This is a genomic window from Lutibacter agarilyticus, assembly GCF_900188235.1.
Taxonomy (GTDB): Bacteria; Bacteroidota; Bacteroidia; order Flavobacteriales; family Flavobacteriaceae; genus Lutibacter; species Lutibacter agarilyticus.
Genome location: NZ_FZNT01000003.1, coordinates 530273 through 552332 on the forward strand (window position 1 = coordinate 530273; position 22060 = coordinate 552332).

At 31.7% G+C, this 22060-nt stretch carries 13 protein-coding genes; 2 read left to right on the forward strand and 11 right to left on the reverse strand.

The window, feature by feature from the left end; genetic code table 11:
• Positions 1 to 15 precede the first annotated feature (15 nt).
• From CHB67_RS07305 to CHB67_RS07355, 11 genes are all read right to left on the reverse strand, one after another.
• Entirely contained in the window at positions 16 to 3459 is a 3444-nt protein-coding gene (locus CHB67_RS07305) for a hypothetical protein (RefSeq protein ID WP_245813442.1), read from the reverse strand.
• A gap of 80 nt (positions 3460 to 3539) precedes the next feature.
• On the reverse strand, positions 3540 to 4856 hold the full coding sequence (locus tag CHB67_RS07310; RefSeq protein WP_089381090.1) for a glycoside hydrolase family 2 TIM barrel-domain containing protein: 1317 nt from the start codon (positions 4854 to 4856) through the stop codon (positions 3540 to 3542).
• 10 nt (positions 4857 to 4866) lie between these two features.
• Complete coding sequence (locus CHB67_RS07315; protein WP_089381091.1) at positions 4867 to 6405, reverse strand: sugar porter family MFS transporter; 1539 nt, start codon at positions 6403 to 6405, stop codon at positions 4867 to 4869.
• A 15-nt stretch (positions 6406 to 6420) separates the two neighbouring features.
• On the reverse strand, positions 6421 to 7926 hold the full coding sequence (locus tag CHB67_RS07320) for a glycoside hydrolase family 30 protein (protein WP_089381092.1): 1506 nt from the start codon (positions 7924 to 7926) through the stop codon (positions 6421 to 6423).
• A 336-nt stretch (positions 7927 to 8262) separates the two neighbouring features.
• A complete protein-coding gene (locus CHB67_RS07325; RefSeq protein ID WP_089381093.1) occupies positions 8263 to 9387 on the reverse strand; it encodes a glycoside hydrolase family 16 protein in 1125 nt (374 codons plus the stop codon).
• A gap of 143 nt (positions 9388 to 9530) precedes the next feature.
• A complete protein-coding gene (locus tag CHB67_RS07330) occupies positions 9531 to 10328 on the reverse strand; it encodes a hypothetical protein (RefSeq protein ID WP_089381094.1) in 798 nt (265 codons plus the stop codon).
• Between the two features lie 28 nt (positions 10329 to 10356).
• Positions 10357 to 12066, reverse strand: coding sequence for a RagB/SusD family nutrient uptake outer membrane protein (locus tag CHB67_RS07335; protein ID WP_089381095.1), 1710 nt, complete (start codon positions 12064 to 12066; stop codon positions 10357 to 10359).
• A 16-nt stretch (positions 12067 to 12082) separates the two neighbouring features.
• Positions 12083 to 15265, reverse strand: a complete 3183-nt coding sequence (locus tag CHB67_RS07340; RefSeq protein ID WP_245813443.1) for a SusC/RagA family TonB-linked outer membrane protein — start codon at positions 15263 to 15265, stop codon at positions 12083 to 12085.
• Positions 15266 to 15578: 313 nt separating this feature from the next.
• Positions 15579 to 18383 carry a helix-turn-helix and ligand-binding sensor domain-containing protein gene (locus CHB67_RS07345; RefSeq protein WP_245813445.1) on the reverse strand — a complete coding sequence of 935 codons (2805 nt, stop codon included), beginning with the start codon at positions 18381 to 18383 and terminating at the stop codon, positions 15579 to 15581.
• A 78-nt stretch (positions 18384 to 18461) separates the two neighbouring features.
• Positions 18462 to 19433, reverse strand: coding sequence for a type I phosphomannose isomerase catalytic subunit (locus CHB67_RS07350; RefSeq protein WP_089381097.1), 972 nt, complete (start codon positions 19431 to 19433; stop codon positions 18462 to 18464).
• Between the two features lie 116 nt (positions 19434 to 19549).
• Positions 19550 to 19948, reverse strand: a complete 399-nt coding sequence (locus tag CHB67_RS07355; RefSeq protein ID WP_089381098.1) for a PaaI family thioesterase — start codon at positions 19946 to 19948, stop codon at positions 19550 to 19552.
• A gap of 279 nt (positions 19949 to 20227) precedes the next feature.
• Between CHB67_RS07355 and CHB67_RS07360 the strand changes: the two genes are divergently transcribed.
• Positions 20228 to 20656: a hypothetical protein gene (locus CHB67_RS07360; RefSeq protein ID WP_089381099.1), complete on the forward strand. Its 429-nt coding sequence runs from the start codon at positions 20228 to 20230 to the stop codon at positions 20654 to 20656.
• Between the two features lie 625 nt (positions 20657 to 21281).
• Complete coding sequence (locus CHB67_RS07370) at positions 21282 to 22037, forward strand: hypothetical protein (protein ID WP_089381100.1); 756 nt, start codon at positions 21282 to 21284, stop codon at positions 22035 to 22037.
• The last annotated feature ends 23 nt before the right edge of the window (positions 22038 to 22060 follow it).

Genomic DNA, 22060 nt, shown 5'->3' on the forward strand with positions numbered 1-22060 from the left:
AGTTATTAATTTTACTTATTTAAGTACTACTTCTATACGTTCAATTTCTCCACTTCTTGAAAATATTTGCTCACTTGTAATACCGTCAATTACTTGTCCTTTAATTTTTAATTTATTTCCATTTTTATGAATTAGCTGAATGGCATTCTCCGTTCCTAATTTATAAACAACAGGTATTTGACAATAAGTAAAACAAAGTGAATCTTTATCCAATTCAATTTCTTTTACTTGTTTATCTATTGTGGTGTATTTGAACTTTTTAGGAGTCTTTAAAAATTCGTCTTTTCGCAATAAAGTAGGTTTAAACTGTAATTCTCCGTTTTTAACCTGAACTCCTAACTCTTTAAATCGGCTTAATACATCTTCTTTTACTTGTCCAGTCATTCCTGGTTGCTGCGCTCCTTTTCCTCCAGGTGTATGTGAATACGGATCTGTAGGAATTGCACCATATAATTCAGGAGATTTATGCACACCAATACCTTCGTTTATTTCATAATAATGCTCTAATAATCGTCCAACTACCTCAGCACTTTCATTGGCTTCAATAGCTTTTAAACAATTTTCTTGAACTGCCACTACCAATTTTGAAACCATATGCCAATAAATAGACCCCAATCCTTCGTAACCAAAGAAGGTTCCTGATCTACCAGTAAATGACTTATGGTCAAATATTTCTTCAAATATGTTTAATAATGCTTTCTCATCTTCTTCAACAAGAGATTTGTATTGTTCTTCAGGCAATTCAGCTAAGGCATTTTTCAAACTATCTGCATTGTTGAAGTTTCCATTAAAATGGAAGTTTCCTAAAATATCTTTTTCAACAATTTGCTTATTTCCATCTTTCAATAATTGTTTTATCAAGGCTAATTTTTCAACTTTTTTAGCTGAAATATTGTTTTTATCTACAAATCTTGACAAGTTTTTATTCGGATACAAAATGTAGCTGTACTGATCTTCTCTGTACAACGCACTATTTTTTAATCCATCTAATAACGCTAAACTTTCTGTTGAAGAAAGGTAACCTGAGCTTAACACTGCTACCTGGCCTTCTAACATTTCAGACAAGTAAGAAATTGAAATTTCTTTATCATTTTCAACCGTCATTAAATTGTATGAATGATACAAATCATCGGTTCTTTTGTTGGCTCTAATGGTATGCTCTAAGAAGTTTGTAGTTAAGTCACAAAAATGCTGCAACTCACTTTTTTTAACAACGGTCTTTTCTCCTGTAAAACCATTTGAATAAATAGCTGCTCTGTATTCGCTTCCTGCATTTCCTAAACCGTCTAAAATGGTTTTTCTTTCTTCATCTGAAATTTTACCTGAAAGTAAGTGTTCATTTCCTTCAAAAGTTTTTACAACTGCATCAAAAAACAATTTGATTTCTTCTGAAACCAACACTTCTTCCATTGCGTTATTTTGAATAAGTGCTTCAAAGAATTTTAAAAAGCGTCTTAAATAATACAAGGTTACCATAGAAACTCCATTACCAACCAACGCATTGTTGGCATCGTTCCATTCAGGACGTTGGGTATTTAACCAAATTCCGCCTTCAGGAATAAAATTAGAAACCTTTGCCAATACGGTAGCCATTATTTTTTCGATAAAATTGACTTTATGAATAAAGAAATTTTCATCTCTAAGCAAAGCACCATCAGCTCCTAATTCTTTTTTCTTTTGATTTATTTGATGATCTAGTTCTATATCAAAATCAATGGTGTCTTTTGGATTTTTTAAGGTATCTGAATAGCTTTTAATTTTATAAGGTACATTGGCATATACAAACATTTCTTGGTTGAAATATGCACTTAATTTAGTTGGGTAATAGTCTTCAATAAATTCTAAAAACTTTAATAAATAAATGATTTGATGATCACCCCAATACCCAATATACGACCAAGGATCATCTGGCTCAATTGTTTCCCAATCAAAACCGCCTTTTGTTACACGGTACGGATTGTAGCCTTCAAAAGTAGTGGCATTCAAAAATTTAAATATCATACTTTCTATAAACTGAGGATACGAGTGCGCTAGTGCTTCCCAGTTTTGAAAAATATCTCTCCAGTTTCCTTCATAATCCAAAATTTTTGAACCATCAATTTCGCTTCTTGTGTTAATTGAAAATTTATTCCAAGGTCGGCTTGGATCTCCGTGCCTTCTACTAAATTTTAGCGGCATATATTCAAAACACAAACGTTTGAAATTTTTATCGTCATCTTCACTTGCAAGTTTCTTTAAAAAATTCAACGAAAATACCGTTGGAAGTTGTTGAATTAAATCTTCTTTTTTCTTCCAAACTTTTTTATTTGCATTTGCTATATACTTTGCAAAATCTTCTTTTTCAATATTATAATTGTCATCAAAAATACCACCTCGCATAATGTTGAAAAGTGTATTTGAAAAATGACGTGTATTTTGAAGTTTATCAGCTGTTAACTGCAATCCATCAGCATTTCCGGTAAGCTCAATTAATTGCTGTGTACCTTCTTCAATATCATTTTTAACAACTGCAATTAAATCTTTTTCATTCTTTATAGTTTCTGTGATTTCAGTAATATGAACAATAGATTTATTTACATCAGCAGCTAAGATCCATTCTTTTTCAGCATTGGCTTCTAAAGTAATTTCAGCACAAGTAAAATAAGCTCCTTTTTCAGCCTTTATATCAACTTCTTGTTGTAATTGTTTTCCTTTTCTGAAGTTTTCCAATTGTTTTGAAGACAATAAATACGTAGGATTTTCAATTCCTGCAGACCAAACAATATTGGCTTTTAAAGCTTCACTTGGTTCAGCTTTATCAACAATAATGGCGCTTAAAGCAAAAATACCTAAACCTACCTCAGCCTCTAATTCACATTTTTTGTAAGCATCTACCAAGTTACTAGATGAGTTCTGAAAATCAGATGAAATTCCGTGTGGAATGATATTTTGAATTCCGTCTAAAACGGAATATTTTACAGGTTTATCTGTATTGTTTATTAACGTGGCTATTTTTACAAAACCAAAACGATCACTAGAATTCCATTGGTATTTATAGGTAACTCCTAAATCGTGATTTATTTCTTCAAAAATTAATTTATTTCCAAAGTTATTTTTGTACAAATTTCTACTGATGTTGTACACACCTGTATACTTATTTGAAAATGGTTCCCATAAATAAGTTTTCTTATTTATATGAACTTGAAGCAGTGTTTTGCTTCCTGTAATTTCAGCAGATTCGGTTATTTTATCATCAGTATAATACGGAAATAACGCATAATTACTATTTTTTCTTCCTGCTGAAAGACCTCCATTACTAGAAATAAACATCCAATGATTTGAATGACTTACTACACTCATGAAGAATGGTCTCATTTCATTTACATTCGAAATTTTGTAATAACTTTCATCGCCTATGCTCACTAATTTCCCTGTCACTTCGTTTTCTCCAAAAGAAGCTTCTTTATCTCCTATATACATGTTATTCTCTTTAATTAATTGTTCGTAAAATTTGAATTTACAATCTCTTTTTGTGAGATTTATTTATGATTATGTTATCTTTAATTTACTTTAAATGGAATGTTTGCTGTTGCTGCATGACCAAATCCGTCAGTAGCATATCCAAACAATCTATAATTTCCTTTTTCGTCAGGTGCATTAAATTTTAACTCACCCCCATTTTCACTTAACACCTTTATTTCAATGGCAATTGGTCTTTTTTCAAAATCGCCACCATCTTGTAAATCGGTACTTTCAGGTAAAATTTCCCAACGATAGGTCAACGGGTCGTTTTCAAAATCTACACAGTTGAGAATTGCTACTGACGCTTTGTTAGGACTCAACACTACATTTTCGTAAGCTGTTTTACTATTTATGGTGAAAGATTGAACTTGAGGTGTTCTGTTTTCTGGCCACTTTCCATTCCAAGCATAATGCATTGCATCAACCGATTCGGTTTCGCTACCATCTTCTAAAAACATCCCATACCAAGTAGGCGTACGCTCTTGTTTTTGTCCCCAAAGAAAGACATAAGAACCAACACATTGTGCCGAATCTGCTTTAATTATTGTTTCATATCTTTTTAAATAATCGGCTGCTTTTACGGTACTATTATCTTCAATTGGAGTTCCCCAAGCTGTTTTTGGAACCTCCCAATGTCCTGTTGCTCCCCATTCAGTTACCATATATGGCCCCTTGAACTTATATGCTTTTAGCATTTGAGGTAATTCTTCAATTTTACCATACAATTGCACCGATAAAAGATCAATATCTGAACATCGTTCTTCAATATCATTAACTTCTTGCTGTGAAATTCCTGCAAGTGTTGTTGTTGTTAAATGATTCGGATCTATTTCATGAATCATTTTTGAAATATCATTTACAGCATCCCAAACTTTCGGATTGGTAGCTCTTAAATTTAGCTCGTTTCCTATGGCCCAAATTAATAAAGCAGGATGATCCTTTAAAGCCAAAACTTCTTGTTTAATTCTTTCTTTTTGAGCTTTTACAACGGCTTCATCATCATAATCAAACCCATGTCTTTCACGCGCTACTTCAATACCCATAGTAACCAATAAACCATATTTTTGTGCTTCGTCTAAAACTTCTTTCCCCGTTTGTTTACCGTTATCAGTTCTCCAAGTTCTAAATGAATTTCCGTTATGTTTTGCTACTGAAGGGATGTTTCCAAACTCTAAACCTGCACCTTTTATGTAAAAAGGTTCCTTATTAACATACAACTGATATTGTCCTTTTTCATTTTTAAGTTCAACTTTCACGGGACCAGCAACAGTTGTATCTACTTTCATTTTTGAAGGAGTTTGCTTACATCCAATAAACATTGAAATACACACTATAATTGTAAAAACACTTTTCATATCTCGGTCCTTAATCTGTTACTAATTCTGATTCTATTTGCTCTAATGATTTCCCTTTCGTTTCTGGAAGTATTTTCAATAAAATAAAAAATCCAAATGTGGCAATTGTACCAAAAATTAAGAACGTTAATGCGTTTCCTAATGTTGATAATTCCCAAGGAAAAATTTGTTGAATTAACCAGCTTACAAATGAGTTTACAAAACCAATTACACCAATAGCCAATCCTCTGTATTTATTTGGATACAATTCTGAAAGTAGCACCCACATAACTGGTCCTAAAGAAAAAGCAAAACAAGCTATAAATCCTAAAATACCAGCTAACACAAGTACAGGGTTCATATCGGTTGCGGCTTCTAAAATAGCGCCTTCATTTTTTGCATATACCTGATTTCCTAGTGCCGATTTCATATCTCTTTTAAAATCTAAATCATTATCGTACACTTTACCTTCATAAGATGCTAACTTATTTCCATCGAAATTTTCAAACGATGAAATTTCTTCGGAAGTTAGCTTGTAAGTTGCTTGGTGAAAGCCATAAGCACATAACAACAAGCTAATAGCAATACCTGCCATACCAACTAGTAATAAGGGTCTACGCCCCATTCTGTCAATTAACAAAATAGCTACCACCGTAAAAACCACCGATGTAAAACTTAATAAAACACCTGAAGAAAAAGCAGCATCGGTTCCAATACCTGTTTGTTTAAAAATAGAAGTTGCATAAAAATAAACGGCATTTATACCTGTTATTTGTTGTAAAACTCCAATTACCAAACCAACTATAATGATAAAACGTAGTGATGGTTTTAATAACTCTTTAAAGGCAATTTTTGAAGTTTGTTTTCCTTCTTGAATATTCTCTTCAATAGATTTAATTTCAATAGCTCCTTGTTGTTCACCGTGAATACTGTTAAGTACATTTTTAGCTTCTTTTAACCTGTTTTTTGAAAATAACCAACGTGGACTTCTAGGTACAAAAAACATAAAAATGAAATAAAATGTAGCAGGAACTAACTCAACACCCAACATATATCTCCATACATTTTCATCAGTAAAAAAAGTGGAGCCTTGAGAATTTAAATGGTTTAAATAATAGTTACTTAAAAAAGCTGCAAAAAATCCTAAAACAATATTTAACTGTTGAATTGAAACTAATTTACCTCTATTTTCAGCAGTAGAAATTTCTGCAATATAGGTTGGCGCTAAAATAAGTGCTGCTCCAAAAGCAAAACCACCAATCATTCTGGCGATATACAACATTTCATAAGAAGTTGCATAAGCCGAAAGCAATGCTGAAATTGCATAAGCAAATGCCACATAAATTAGTATTTTTTTTCTACCAATATAATCACTTAACCTACCAGAAATAAGCATTGCAATCATAGCTGCAAATGAAGGAGAGCTTACCACCCAACCTGTTTGTCCGTCACTTAAGTTAAATTCTGGTCCGGCGTAAGACATTACACCTGAAATAATCCCAGCATCAAATCCAAAGAGAAAACCTCCTAATGATACTACAAATGCTATAAATACTAATTTTTTAGACATACTATACTTAGCTTATTATTTTAGAATAATTGTTTGAATTGATCTTGCTGGCATTTGTAAACTAGTAGTTTGCGTATCTAATGTTAGCATATAATCTATATCATTATCGCTATCGTTTAAAGCAACTACAACTATGCTTCCATCAGTATTTTTAAAAGAAGTTGCGCTTATGTGATTTGCAGTTGTACCTGTAGATAAACGTTTAGCTCCCGGACGAATAAATTTTGAAAAATGCCCAATATAATAGTAAGAATTTGTAAAGGTTAATTTACCTGTTTGTGTATCTCCGTGAACTGGAGCAAAACATAAATTCCCAACATGGTTTGGCCCACCAGTTTCATCTAATAAAATATTCCAATCGGTCCAAGCTACTGTTCCATTGTTAAAATCGTTGATCATTGCTTTTCCATAACGTTCAGCTAAAACAGGATCTTCAATTCTACTCAACTCATATTTTTCATTACAACCTTCAGTAAAAATTAATTTTTTATCAGGGTAAGCATCGTTCACCTGATCTACATTTTTATACATTGGTGTTCCATCTTTCCAATCTTCATACCAATGAAAACCAGTTCCCCAAACATATTTATTGGCATCTGGATCGCTTAAAATCACATTAGCTCTTTCAAATAATAGATCGCGGTTGTGATCCCAAACAATAATATTTTTATCTCCTAAACTTTCTTTTTCAAGTGTTGGCCCTAAGTAGTTTTTTAAGAAATCACGCTCCTCTTCAGCCGTATAAATACACGATTCCCAACGTTGAACTGCCATTGGTTCATTTTGAATTGACAATCCCCAAATTGGAATTCCTTCTTTCTCGTATGCTTTAATAAACTTCGCATAATAATTAGCCCAAGGTTGGTAAAATTCTGGTTTTAATTTCCCACCTTGTAACATATTATTATTGGTTTTCATAAATGCTGGCGGGCTCCAAGGACTAGCAAACATAGTTAACTCACCACCTGCTGCAGCAATTGCTAATTTTGTAAAAGGAAGTCTGTATTGCTTATCATGTTCAATGCTAAATGTTTTTAATTCGGCATCACCTTCTTCAACATAGGTATAACTATTGGTTGAAAAATCACAACTATGAATAATAGTTCTTGCCAACGAATATCCAATTCCTTTATCAATGCTATAGTAAGCTTCCATAAAGAGTTTTTGTTGGTCTTTGGTTAATTTATAAAAAGTTTCTGCGGAAGCATCTGTTAATGCGGCTCCAATACCTACAAATGTTTGATGCGATTTTGAAGTATTTATAAATATTGATGCTTCAGTTTCTAAAGGTTGTTTAAAATCTGAAAACGCAATATTAGCACTTGTTAATTGCAGCTTTACATCTTTTGATGCTGAAGTTGTATAAACAGCACTTTCTGATATGTTTAATTTTGAAATTTCATGAATAGGCTTTGTTGAAACTTCTTCTTTTTTTGTATTACTATTTGTATTACAACTAGTAACAAAACACGCTACTATAAATAGAAACACACTAATTTTAATGGATGATTTTTTTAACATGGTTTTTTTTGTAAAATGAAATTGAAAGGATTTATCTGTCTTCTCAAAATTAATTGAACACTTAAATAAATTATTGTACTATTTTGTCATTAATACACTAATTTTAATAGGATTCTTTATACATGACTTGTTTTGTAAAATGAAACTGAAAAGGTTCTGCTTTCTTTTCAAAAATAATACTGTCCCTTTTTTAATTACACGACACTCAATGTCCTAAATCACTAATTTTTAAATTAATTTATGTGTAGCAGTTTTGAAATACAGCCATTTTTAGATTTGAAAAAAATGGCTGTAAACAAACTAATAATAATCACCAAATTAATTATTATAAAACTCTTACTGTTGATATACTCTTACATAATCTATTTCCATAGATGATGTTTCAAAATTTGGGTCTATATCAAACCAACTACTTCCCATGGCTACATTTAAAATGATAAATTGATTATCAGTATATGGCCACGTATTACTATCTTTTGAACCTGGATTATAGGTGTAATGAACTAAACCATCAACAGCAAAAACAATTTCTTGATCATCCCATTCAACAGTATATACATGGAATGCAGTTGAGACATCATTAATTGTTTGCGATCCATGATTAGTTGTGTTACCATAACTTGATGGTGTGTGCATAGCACTTTGAACCACGTTTTGATTGTGTCCCCAATGTTCCATAATATCTATTTCACCACAAGCTGGCCAACTTACCGTTGATATATTTGAACCTAGCATCCAAATAGCTGGCCAAGTACCTTCTCCAAACGGTAATTTTGCACGTACTTCAACTTTTCCGTAAGTAAATTCGAATTTACCCTGTGTTAACAAACGAGAAGAAGTATATGCTGAACCTTCATAATTTTCTTTTTTGGCTGTAATTTTTAAAAATCCACCTTCAACAATTACATTTTCACTTCTATCAGTATAATATTGTTTTTCCCCATTTCCCCAGCCATTGCTTCCTGTTCCAATATTATAAGCCCATTTTGTTTCATCTGGACTTCCGTCTATATTAAATTCATCAGACCAAACCAAATTATCAAATGGCGGACGTGTAACCAATATTTTAATTTGCTGAAATGTATTGATATAATCGCCGGTTTTAGAATATGCATAAACACTCACAGAATAAATATTTGTACCTCTTGTTGTATAGATATATTCTACACTTCCTGTTGTACTTGAAACTTCAACGCCATTTCCAAATCTAAATTCATATTTAACAGCATCTGTTGCATTGGCAACACATTTTATAACACCAGTTCCATCTCCTTCAGGATTCTCAGAATCTATACCTACAATAGTAATATCTAAGGTTAAATTCGTTGGAATAATTTGTTCTGTTTCAGGTTGAGTTGGTGTAAAATCACCTTCATCATTACTACCTCCGCAAGAAAATAACAGTATTAAAGCTACCCCTAATATTACAAAAGGTTTAGAGTATTTTATGTAATTTTTCATAATTATAGAATCTATAAAAAGTTGTTATTTATGAAAGAAGAGGGCTAAATTTTGCCCTCTTCTTTATAAACTTCTTATATTAAAAAAGTTAAGAACACTCTTTAGTTCAACTATTAGTAGTTAACCTAATAGTACTACACTATTTATTTTACTTCAGGTACAAATACAAATGTCCAACCTGTTCCGTAAGTTTCACTATTACTTAGGTAAAGAACCATTTTATCTTCTTCTAAAGAAACTATTTCATAAACACCATCAGCGTTACCTGCATCAGCTCCTAACATTTTAGCTCCACTCACCATTAGCATTTGGTTGGCAACATCTAAAACAAAACCTCCTGTTTCACCTTCTCCAGAGGCATCTTGGTAATGCGTATAATTTGCAGCACCATTTAAATCAAAATGCATTTTACCATTTACATCTCCTGGAGGACAACAAGTTCCACCAGCATTCCACCATACAGACCAAGCGTTATCCGTACTTCCAGGTGCAGACATAAACCACCAAAGGCCATTATCTCCTCCTGATCCATCAAAGACCCAAGTTTTACCTGCTGCTGTATCTTCACTTACCAAATCATACCAATCTTGATCTAAAGCATTGTCTAACTGATCAACTTGTACGTCAATTGTTTTTGTGAAAAATTCAGCTCCTAAAGTACCTGTGAAGGTAAATGTTGATGTTCCTGGTATAGGATAAACAAACGTAATTTTATTTGTTAAGGCTGTACCTAAATTATAATCCCAATAACCAGTTACACCAGGTGTAACCATATCTAAAGTGATTTTATTACCTCCTGCAGTACTTTGTGACGCAACTAGTTCAACTCCTGCAACATCTGTATTGTTTTTCAAATGATTTTCATCTACAATAGGCTCACAGGCTACTAATAGTAGCACTAAAGAAGCCATAAATAGATTTATTATTTTATATATTTTCATTTTTTCTAATTTAAAATTAAACTATTTACTACCAACCTGGGTTTTGATCATAAACTCCATTTGCTAATCTTATTTCAGTTTCTGGGATTGGAACCAATCCTTTTATTTCTGATCTATAATTAGCTTTGTATGTAGCATCAACTCCTGAGTTTCTAACGTTAAGAGTGTAATCAAATGCAGTTTCTACATCTCCCCAACGTACCAAATCAAACCAACGTAAACCTTCAAAAGCAAATTCGTGTAAACGCTCTTCTTTAATAGCATTTAATGAATAACTAACAGCGTCTAAACCTGCTCTATCACGAACAGCATTTAATCCTGTTGCAGTTTCAGTAATTTCAGAGTGCATTAATAACACATCTGCAAAACGCATAAAAATAAAATCTTGCGCATGCATTAATTGCATATCTGCATTACCCCAACCATACAGTTGAACAAACATTCCCTTTGTTTCTCCTCCGTTTTCTGGATGTTGAATAGCAGTATATTTTTTATTGAAGAATCCTGTTTCGTGATCTCCTTTGTCTCCAGCATAACCACCAGTACCTTGGTCAGCATTTCCAACTTCAATTATAGAACCTTCTCTTCTTGGATCATCAATATCCCAGCTATTCCAAAGTTTAGGATTAACAGTACACCAACCCCATCCTTGTCCGAAAGGAACTAAAGAGTTATCACGCATTCCTGCAAATAAACAGAACCTATTTGTATAAATATTTCCGTTAGACCATCCCCAGTCTCCAAAAGAATAACGCTGAACAAACATACTTTCAAAATTCCCTGTTCCAAAAGTTGGAGAATGACCATCTTGACCTACCCAAGATAAACCTTCAGTTTCAGCCCAAGGTAAAACGGTAGCTCCATTGCTTTGATTTACATAAGAATATGGCCATAAATTTCTAAAATCACTAGCTAAAGCATATCCACTTCTACTAATACAATCATCTAAATATGCTGCTACATCAGCGCCAGTTAAAGCACCTCCATCAACTAATGGTAATGTACTTGTTGCTTGACCTTCCATATTTGTCATATACCCTGTATAGAATAAAAATACTCTACCTAAGTATGCTTGTGCAATCCATTTATTAGCATGCCCATAACTTGAAGTTGGAATACTTGAAAACGAATCTTCCGGTAATGTTTCAATTGCTAATTTTAAGTCAGATGCTATTTGAGCAAATGTTTCAGTATAAGTTGATCTTCCTACATCTTTAGGATCATCAATTGCAACAATCATTGGTACACCTCCAAAGAATTTAGCCAATCTAAAGTAAAAGAATGCTCTCATAAATAAAGCTTCTCCAATAGATTGATCTTTAAATTTTTGAGCTTCTTCAGGAGAACCAAAATATTTTGAAAAATCAGCTTCAGCTGTTTTTTCTATAATTGCATTTGCTCTTGCTATACCATTATATGATTGAGACCACATATCTTTATATGTGTCTTCAGCTGGGTCTTCAAAATTATCTGCCCATTTAGCAGTTATATCATCTGGTCCACCACCACCTAACATCATATCTGACATTAAGTTAGCAGCCATAGCTTCATTACTATGTACGTTAGCTGTATAAATTGCGTTATAAACACCCGCCATAGCTTCATCAATATCGGTTGGAGTACTGTAATAAGTCTCCAAACTTTTTCCGTAAAGATTTTCTGTATCTAAGTATTTATCTCCACAACTAGTAGCAAAAATCATTGCTGAAATAGCTATTAAATATTTAATTTTTTTCATCATCTAAGTTTTTTTATTAAAAGTCAACACTTAATCCAAACATTACAGTTCTTGCTTGTGGGTACAATCCAAGATCTACTCCAGAAGCCCAACTTAAATCATCATTTCCACTATAACGAACTTCAGGATCCATTCCATCATAATTAGTAAATGTATGTAAGTTAGTTACAGCTACATATAGTTTAAGGTTAGAGATAGCTTCAAAATCAGCTAACATATTACCAAAATTATATCCTAGAGTTACATTATTAATTCTCAAATAATCAGCATCGTGCATAAAAATATCAGAAATAAAGTTTGTATTTCTATTAGAACCATATGTTAAACGAGGCATTGTATTTGATGTTCCTTCACCATGCCAACGGTCAAAAACACTGGTAGTGTAGTTTTGGTCAAAACGGTCAGCAAACGAGCGGTAAGATTGCATTACTTGCATTCCAAATTTACCTGATAAAGTAGCATTTGCATAGATGCCTTTGTACTCAAAATTTAATTGAATACCCATTTCAAAATCAGGATTAGGATCTCCTAAAAACCCTTTATCTGCTTCATCAATTACACCATCTTGGTTTACGTCTACAAAACGAACATCTCCAGGACGTTGATCGTTAAAGTAAGGATCTCCACTTGGCGTTACATACGCATCAACTTCATCTTGGTTTTGTAAAATTCCGTCAGCCTTATAACCGTAGAAGAAACCAATTGGCTGACCAACCTCAACTCTAGAAATTGCAGCAGTACCTTGTGATAACACACTTCCTGGACCTTGAATTATACCATCAGTATTTGCTATTCTTGTTACTGTGTTCTTATTATGTGCACCACTAATAGTAATACCATAATTAAAATCGTTCACTTGTTGATTCCAAGACAACACTAATTCAATACCTTTATTTTCAATATCTCCACCATTAATAAAAGGTGCTCCAGCTCCTGATGTTCCTAAAATTGGCGCTTCTAACAACCAATCTTTAGTTGTTTTTTGATACCAATCAAAAGTTACTCCTAATTTTGAGTTGAATAAACGAGCATCAAAACCAATATTTAATTGTTCTGAAGTTTCCCAAGTTACATCTGGGTTGGTTACTCTTGCAGGATAAGAAGTTACACCTGATACAGGCTTAGTATCTCCAAAGAAATATCCAGGGAATACATAAGCTATTTGAGAAGAGTAAATAAAGTTATCAATAGATTGATTACCGTTTTGTCCCCAACTTGCTCTTAGTTTTGCAAAATCTAACACGTTAGAAGTATTAGCCATAAAGTCTTCTTCGGTCAGGATCCAACCAGCTGAGAAAGAAGGGAATGTTCCCCATCTATTTCCATCAGCAAAATTTGAAGATCCATCAGCACGAACAATCGCTGTAAACAAATACTTTTCTTTGTAGTTGTATTGTGCTTTTGCCATGTAAGACAATAATCCGCCGCCTCCAGCAGCCCAATCAGCTCCCCAAGTGTTAATCTCATTAATAGATTCAGGGCTTTGTGTATTGTTTATATATGCATATTTTGGGTCTCCAGGGAATAATAAATTATTTCTTGAACCACCAACTTCAGTATTTATTTGGTTTTGAAGTAATTCAGTACCAACTAATACATCTAAACTGTGATCTCCAAACATACGATTGTATGATGCTGTAGTAGTCCAAGTCCAATTGTTTCCAAAATATTGACTTTGACCAGCTCCATCATTATCATCAGTATATAACAATCCTAAGTTATAAGTTGGATTCATAGATCTTGAATGTCCAAACCAAGAATCAACACCATAAGATGTTCTGAATTTTAAATCTTTAATTGGCTCAATTTCTAAAAATACATTTCCAATAATTTTGTTTCCTTTACCATAATTATAGTTATGACGGTAATACATAACTGCTAAAGGATTTGTTTGGTCATTTGCTAAACCATCTAAAGTAGGTGTAAATCCAAACTGATTGATATTGTTATCAATAGATTGTTGCCAATATGCTGGTTGTAACGGATTTTGAACTAATGCATTGTGAAGGTCATTATAATAAATGTTACCAGAAGCTACACTTCTGTTCTCTTCATTTGTATAAGTAAAGTTTTCACCAACTGTTATAATTGCATGTTCATCGTTCTTTTTCAATACCATTTCAGTATTTAAACGAGCTGTAAATCTTTTATAACCTGCATCTACTAAATCTGCACCTAAAATACCTTCTTGACTTAAGTAAGAAGCACCCATAGAATATACAATATCTTCACTACCACCAACTATATTAATAGCGTGACTTTGCATAGGAGCATTCTTTTTTGACATTTCGTCAATCCAGTTAGTTCCTTTCCAACCATCTTCTAAGTTCGACCAAACTTCTTCACCTAATTCAGTTCCTAATCCTGGGTAGTTGGTATCTAACCAGTTATTATTTTTAAGAATTGATTCCCAATCATTTGGAGCTAAACCATCGTTTACTCTACCTTCATCCATAATGTACATATATTCTTGTGCATTTAATGGGTCTAAGTTTTTGTAAATGTTTTGCATACCATAATAAGTATCGTAACTTATTTTTGCTGGGGTACCTGCACGCCCTTTTACTGTTGTTACTAAAACAACTCCATTTGCAGCTCTTGATCCATAGATTGCAGCTGAAGCCGCATCTTTTAAAACGTCAATAGAAGCAATATCAGATGAGTTTAGGTAATCTATATTACCAACAGCAACACCGTCAACAATATATAATGGATTTGAGTTACCTATAGTACCCAAACCACGAATAGTTACTCTAGTACCTGCTCCTGGCTGACCACTGTTTCTTGTAATAGATACACCTGCAGTTGTTCCTTGAAGTGCTTCCATGGCAGTACCTGTATTTAAGGCTGCAATATCTTCACCTTTTACGTTAACACTTGCTCCAGTTACTAAAGCTTTCTTTTGAGTACCATACCCAACAACAACAACTTCCTCTAGACTTTCAGTGTCTTCTTCTAAAGTAACTGTCATTGCATTAAAATTACTTACTACAACATCTTTGGTTTTAAAACCTAGATATGAGAAAACTAGTGTTTCACCGCTTTGAACATCCGATAAAACAAAGTTACCGTCAAAGTCTGTAGTCACTCCTTTTGCTGAATTTTTCACAACAATAGATACTCCCGGTAAAGGGCTTCCGTCTCGATCCAAAACGGTTCCTTTAATTTCATTATTTTGTGCGTATAATGATATACCCATAAAACATAGAAAAATTGATAATAAAAATGGTTTCATATATTAATTTGATTTTGATTTACATAAAAGTACATATAAAAGTTAAAGGTTTCTTAAAATAAACCTATACAAAAAACATACAAACCAAAAAAATCAGAATCAATAGAGTACACTTAAAGGGTAATTATGTTCAATTTAAAGGGGCTTACAGCGTAAACAGCGACTGTAATAACAAAAAAATAATTATAAAAAAAACTTGTTCAAATTATTACTATTCCGTTGTAGTTAACGAAATGTTGTGGTAATGTTGAGGTGGTTTTAGCTTTTGTTGTAGGCTTTATAACTGTAAAATATACTCAACAAGGCTTTTTTCATGTTGTAACTCCATTTTTTTACGCAAACGGTATCGTTTTATCTCAACACTACGCACTGAAATATTTAACAAAGGAGCTATTTCTTTAGACGATAAATTCAATCTTAAATACGCACATAAACGTAAATCATTTGGAGTTAATGTTGGGTGTACATTTTTAACCTTCTTTAAAAAATCACTATCGGCATCATTAAAAGCTTTTTGAAACATTTCCCAATCACCTGTATTAGTAAGATTTTTATTAATTATTTTAATAACAGGCTTTACCTTACCACTCTCTTTTACGCTTTCTAATTCTTCCTTTATCGTATTTAAAATTTGATTTTTCTTTACAATACTCATTGTAGATGCCGAAAGTTCACGTGTTTTACTATCAATTTCATTTTGTAATCGTTCGTTCTTCAACTTCATGATTACTTTTTCACTTTCTAATTTCGACAAAGCAAATTCGCGTTGTTTTTTTTCTATTAGTTTTTGTTTTTGCTTATTAAAATTTCGTTTATAAATAAAATGAACAAGCACAATTATTAAAATAAATAAAACACTGTACACTACAATCATTTTATTTGAAATATACCATGGTCTATCTATGGTGAACTTATACGATGCAATATTCTCGGATAGTTGGTTTCCAATTTGAGCTCTTACTTTAAACTTATATTCACCATAAGGTAAATTTTCAAATGACACTTTTGAATTCGTTGACCAGTTACTCCAATTATGGTGTAAACCTTCTAACTGATACTGATAATGAACTTCAAAATAATTATTAAACTCAGGAACACTAAATTCAAAAAATAAATTATTTTCAAAGGCCTTAAATTTTGTAGATGTATTTAGAGCTACATCATTTTTTGTTTCATTTAACACACTCTCCTGAATAGCATTTATAGTAATATTAAAACTATCGTTATTAAATTTGTTTACATCGAGCTTTATATAACCACGAGAAGTACCAAATAAATAAACGGCATCTTGTAAATAGGTCATACTCTCAAAACCGGGTAAAAAGTTTCTTAAATCGGCAGTTAATGAAATATTATGAGATCTTAACGAACTGTCTAATTTACCAGGTGAAAAATAAACAAGGCTATTTTTTGTGAATCCCCATAGCGTATTTGTTTTATCTTCTACAATTAATTTTCCTGATATATAATTATCGTTATTTATAAAATTATTGGTTAAAATTGTATCTCTTATAAATTTTTGCTGCTCTTTTACATACACAAAGACTCCTAAATTTGATGCATAAATTAGCTTGTTGTAATATGTTACCAAACTAGATTTTAAACTTTTTGGTGCGCTAGGCTCTTTTTGGTAATTTAAAACACCTTCAAAATTAGTGTCAATTTTAAGTCTCAATACTCCATTAGATTCATGATGTACAAAAATTTCATTTTCTTTACTAAATTCAAAAAACCTACTAGATATATTAAAGCCATCTAAGGTATTTCTTAAGTTCCAAGTATTTCCTTTCTTTTCAAGAACACTTAACCCATTGTAATTTCCTTGCAATAATAAACCCGTTTTAAAAATTGGCTTAACATCCCAAGTCCCCATAATATCAGAAATTAATGTAGCTTTATTATTACCCACTACAAAAGTTCCTGAATTATGTCCACAAAACAGGGTGCTATCAATAACTTTTAAGCACCAAACCTGACCTTTAGTTCCATTTATAAATTTAAAATTTTCGTTTGAATTCAATTTTTTAAAAAATAATCCTTGGTTTGTACCCAAATACAATTTATCTTCAAAAACAACCGATGCGTAAACAGAACCTAGTTTCCCTTTCAAATCGTTATAAACACTAAAAGGCGAATTAAAATTTATAACACTAATTCCGTTATCTAAACCTAACCAAATATTTTGGTCGTTATCTTCAAATAAAGAAAGTACTGTATTATTGTTTAATCCTTTTTCTTGATTTATTGAAGTAATTAAATATCCAGATTTACTCAAATGGTATATCCCATCTGAAATTGTACCTAAAACAATGCTTCCATCTTTTAATTGTAAACTGCTATAAACGTTTAAATTTTGAATGCTTTCATTTGCAGGAATGTCCCATTTAGAAATTTTGGCATTATTAAATTTAAAAATCCCCAATTCTTGCGTTTGGAAAAATAATGATTCGTTAATTAAGTATATATTAACAATGATATGGTTTTTCAAAATAGGATCTTCTGAAATTAAAACAGGTTCACCATTTTCAATTCTAAAAATCCCTAAACCTTTTTTTTGAAAATATAAACTTTCATTAACCTTAAAAATATTTGTTAAAGGTACTTTAGCATCAATTATACTGAAGGATTCATTTATGGTATCATAAATATAAATTCGCTGTAAGGATTGAAATAAAATAAAAGAATCAAACGGTAAAATATTCCAAAAATCTTCCGCTATTAAATCGTTTTTAATTTTACTACTTATAGACTCATATATTAATTTGCCGTATTGGTTTTTTTCCCAATAGCCAAATTCCATATAAGCACCAGTATATATTTTAGAATTTACAACATTTACAGATCTTACCACTGACCCATTTGGCAAGGTATATAGTTGCCATTTAGCTCCATTATACTCTAGTAAGCCTATATTATTGGCTACATAAATATAATTATCTTCTCCTTGTGATATTGACCAGTTTTGATTTTCGGCCCCATACATATTTGGAATAAAATTTTTTATTGGAGGTAATTCTTGAGCTTCGGAAATAATGGAACCTAAGAAAATTGTGAAGCAAAATATGTGTTTAATTAATTTCAACTTAAAAGATATTGTTTGTACAATATTAAACTATTTTTAAAGTAATAACTGAAATTTATTCAACTATACTTTTAAAAATTAGATGTAAACCTCTAAAAGCTTTGCAAATTCAGCACTTAAAATAACTTTCTGAATAGCTGCTGGGAGTAAAATTGTTTCGCCTTTAGAAACTGTATACGTTGTGTTATTGCAACTAATTTCAAAATGACCATCAACACATATATATATAACAAAAGAATCTAATAAAGTGTAGTCTTTTGTAATTTCAGTAGTTATTTCAATAAAATTTGTATTAAAATATGGGGAATGAACCAACTTATTTGACTCATTTTTTATTTGCTTATAACTAGTTTTATACTCCTTATGAAAACCATAATCTATAACATCTAAGGCTAAATCAACATGTAACTCTCTTTTCTCACCTGTTTTAGCATCTACCCTATTATAGTCGTAAACACGGTAAGTCACATCTGATGTTTGCTGAATTTCAGCCAACAGAACTCCGGAACCAATGGCGTGAATTCTTCCTGCAGGAATGTAAAAAGTATCTCCTTCTGAAACTTTAACAGCATTCATAATATCCAAAACTTCAGCATTTTCTAATTTATGTTGAAATTCTTTTTTAGAACATTCTTTATTAAATCCAACAATTATTTCTGCCGATTCATCAGCCTCCATAATATACCACATTTCGTTTTTTCCGAAGGAATTATGGCGCTGCTTGGCAAGAACATCATTTGGATGTACCTGAATAGATAAAGGTAATTTTGCATCGATGAATTTAATTAATAAAGGAAATTCATTACCAAAATGTTTGTATGTATTATTGCCCACAAAGTGCTCTTTATAGGTTTCAATAATATTTTTTAATGTTTGTCCTTTTAATGGTCCTTCAGAAACAACCGTCTCATCTCCATTTACACCCGAAATTTCCCAAGTTTCACCAATATTATTTTCATTAAAATCTTTATTTAAAATGGTTTTTATTTTTTCACCACCCCAGATTCGGTATTTTGATATTGGTTGAAATTTTAATGGGTACAAGTTCATAGACATAATTTAAATATAACTGTAAAAATATTAAAAAACTATAGAATTAACCCCATAAAACTCATAATTTAGATGAATTCAACAGAAAATTAATTCAATTAGTTTTTAAACTATTCTTACTCTAAAATATGTTTTTCTAAAACAAAACATATAAAAGAACCTTCAAAAACAAGTTGCTCTTCTGCATTAACAACTGTTACTGAAACCGTTATTTTTTTTCCGTTAGAATTATCTGAAATGGTGGCAATAGCTGTTAACTTTTCATTTAGGATAACTGGTTTAATAAACTTTACTTCAGCTTTCCCTAAAACTACCGTTGGCTCATTTATAGCAACCATTGCGGCATAATCTGCCAATCCAAAGACAAAACCACCATGCGTTAAATTAAACTCATCAACTACCATTTCATCAATTATTTCAAGGGCAACTTTCGCTGTATCCCCCTCAATTGAGACTACGGATCCAACCAATTTTTCGGATACTTTTAAATGTGTGTTTTGGGGAATTGTATTCATACTTATTTTATTAAAATTTAATTACCTAGAGAATTCAAAACTAAAAAAACACCCAAACAATAATTATTCAGACAAAATGTTCAACTAAATAACTTTAGATGTTTTAAATTAAATATAGAATTCTAATTTTTGAGTAAATATAGAATTTTCTACATGTTTCAGTATTTTTTTTGTTGAAAATTTTACATAAAAAACGGTTTTCCGTAAGTAAAATGAATAGAACTAACTTAATTTTGGTGCTTATTAAATATATTTTAACATACCCCTAAAAAAATTATAATGAAAAAGAAATTATTTTTATTAATGCTTCTATTAACGAATATAATATCACATTCTCAAATTTTTCAATCTGAAAATAACGATTTTATTAACTTCAATTCAAAAGAAATAAAAATTAATATTGACAACACAAATTATGAAGGAAATTTCATAAGTTTCACTTCTAAAGAAGACAAAAAAGAATATCTTATTTACAGCTATTTTTCAAGATCAGTTGTGATTGAATTAAATAAAGAAACTGAAGAAATTAATGATGCTTCTCCAAATTTAACTGTATACAGAGTTAAATTAATTCACACTTCAAATATAGATTCGCTAATGAAAGAAATTAGTAAAAAAGGGTTAAACAATATTAAAAAGTATATTATTATTTACGAAGCTGAAAACATTCGTTTAGAATTAAACAATCAAAATAAACTTACTCCTTAAAAACTCCTAAACATCAAGTATTTCAATCTACGTTTTTAAGACTTTTATCTTTTTTAGAATAGATCTTATAACAGTTATAACTGATTCTACATCATTAGTTCAACAAAAACATATAGCCTCTAAATACAACAAACCATAAACAGCTAGTTTATGGTTTATTATTTTATTGTGGAGAAGATGGGAGTCGAATTATTTTAATTTACCCCTATTTTACTAGGGTTTCAGAGGTCTAATATTTTTACTGACACCGAATTTGCCCCTTTTTATTTAGTTAGATATGTATTCATTTACGATATCTATCTCAATTCCAGAGTATTCTGAAAATTCATTAACAGTTACAAACTGGTGTGGTTCTTTGCCAAAATGAACTTTAATTCTATTTAAAAGTTTACGTCCATAGCGTTCACTTCTGCCAGTGATGCACTGAATGTCTTTTGGGTATATGCAAGCTCTTACAATCTTCATTTTCATACTCTATCCATACTTTATCCTACCACTATCTATGCTTTGTCTATACACCATAATTTGACTCAAAAAGGGTGTTTTCGGAATGAATGGATTTCTGTTTTTGATTTCTTTTATAAAGATAGGTTGCTTTGTTGAGAATTAAAAATTTTATAACATTATGGCTAAACAAACTGGTATTATTAAATTAAAAGGAACTATTGGAGGTATTTCCTTTTACAAAACTTCTGATGGGCATTTGGCCCGAGAAAAAGGTGGTGTGGAAGCATCAAGAATTGCAAATGATCCTGCGTTTCAAAGAACGCGTGAGAATGGAGCCGAATTTGGAGCTGCTGGAAAAGGTGGAAAAGTATTGCGTAATGCAATTCGTGTTTTATTACAAAATGCAAAAGATAAAAGAGTGGTGAGTAGATTGACTACTGATTTGTTGAAAATTGTAAAAACTGATAGCACAAATGCGCGTGGATTGAGAACTGTTGAAGATGGAAATTTAGACCTGTTAGTTGGGTTTGAATTTAACACTAACGCAAAATTAGGTGCTACATTATTTACCCCTTTTGTGAATGCATTTGATCGTGTATCTGGAGATGCTTCTGTGAGCATTGCTGCTTTTGCACCAAGTATTCGTGTTGCAGCACCAACAGGAACTACACACTTTAAAATGGTCATGGGTGCTGCTGAGATTGATTTTTCTGCGGAAACTTCAACTTTTGAAAGTGATGAAACTGCGGTTTTACCATACGACAGTACACTAGGAGCTGCTATTGATTTAACAGCAACGATCACTGCGAATTCTACTTTACCTGTGATTCAGGTGTTGGGAATTGAGTTTTACCAAGAAGTAAATGGTGAAATGTATCCGTTGAAAAATGGTTCTTACAATGCCTTATCTGTAACGGATATTAACACTGTATAATGAATCTTTTGTTGCACAGAACC

Coding starts and splice junctions, on each gene's coding strand:
- CHB67_RS07330 (WP_089381094.1), bottom strand. CDS start 10,328: ATGAAAATATATAAAATAATAAATCTATTTATGGCTTCTTTAGTGCTA.
- CHB67_RS07310 (WP_089381090.1), bottom strand. CDS start 4,856: ATGAAAAGTGTTTTTACAATTATAGTGTGTATTTCAATGTTTATTGGA.
- CHB67_RS07320 (WP_089381092.1), bottom strand. CDS start 7,926: ATGTTAAAAAAATCATCCATTAAAATTAGTGTGTTTCTATTTATAGTA.
- CHB67_RS07325 (WP_089381093.1), bottom strand. CDS start 9,387: ATGAAAAATTACATAAAATACTCTAAACCTTTTGTAATATTAGGGGTA.
- CHB67_RS07340 (WP_245813443.1), bottom strand. CDS start 15,265: ATGGGTATATCATTATACGCACAAAATAATGAAATTAAAGGAACCGTT.
- CHB67_RS07360 (WP_089381099.1), top strand. CDS start 20,228: ATGAAAAAGAAATTATTTTTATTAATGCTTCTATTAACGAATATAATA.
- CHB67_RS07315 (WP_089381091.1), bottom strand. CDS start 6,405: ATGTCTAAAAAATTAGTATTTATAGCATTTGTAGTATCATTAGGAGGT.
- CHB67_RS07355 (WP_089381098.1), bottom strand. CDS start 19,948: ATGAATACAATTCCCCAAAACACACATTTAAAAGTATCCGAAAAATTG.
- CHB67_RS07350 (WP_089381097.1), bottom strand. CDS start 19,433: ATGAACTTGTACCCATTAAAATTTCAACCAATATCAAAATACCGAATC.
- CHB67_RS07305 (WP_245813442.1), bottom strand. CDS start 3,459: ATGTATATAGGAGATAAAGAAGCTTCTTTTGGAGAAAACGAAGTGACA.
- CHB67_RS07335 (WP_089381095.1), bottom strand. CDS start 12,066: ATGAAAAAAATTAAATATTTAATAGCTATTTCAGCAATGATTTTTGCT.
- CHB67_RS07370 (WP_089381100.1), top strand. CDS start 21,282: ATGGCTAAACAAACTGGTATTATTAAATTAAAAGGAACTATTGGAGGT.